This window comes from Thiomonas delicata, assembly GCF_900088825.1.
Taxonomy (GTDB): Bacteria; Pseudomonadota; Gammaproteobacteria; order Burkholderiales; family Burkholderiaceae_C; genus Thiomonas_A; species Thiomonas_A delicata.
The window spans coordinates 1-464 of sequence record NZ_LT592212.1 but is presented as its reverse complement, the minus strand read 5'-3'; the positions used below and the strand labels follow the sequence as shown (position 1 = coordinate 464).

Here is a 464-nt window from a genome sequence, read left to right as displayed (position 1 = left end):
GGGCGCCCGGTGCGGTGGGCCTGCTGGATGCGGCGGTACAACGCCGCCTGTGCACCGACCAGCTCACCGGGACGCGGCTCCAGCAAAGACGTATAGCCCTTGGCGGCGAGCTTGCGCGCCAAGGCCTTCCCAGCCGTATCGGGGAGCAAACTCAGCGGATGTACGGGGCCGGGCGGCTCCAGCCTTTGGCACAGCGCCGCGTAAGGGCAGGGGTGAGGATGGGTGCATTGATTGCCCATGCGGACGTCGGGCATGTCGCCGTCAATCACGTCCCGAGCCTGCCGCAGCCATTGTGGAACAGCACGCATGCGCTGTTGCACCGCATCGGTGACGTCCAGTTGGCGAAACAAGCCGCGGTAGTCGCCGGCGCCTGGATACCGCCATTGGTTGTCCAGCAGATTGAGCTCGGCGCGCGCCAGCGGCAGGCCGGCGCCTTCCAGCACCCAGGCCTGCACGGCGACATC

1 pseudogene is annotated in these 464 nt (G+C 68.1%); it reads right to left on the bottom strand.

Going from position 1 to position 464, the window contains the following annotated elements:
• Positions 1–464: pseudogene (locus THIARS_RS18110) on the bottom strand (DUF2779 domain-containing protein); the annotation flags it as partial.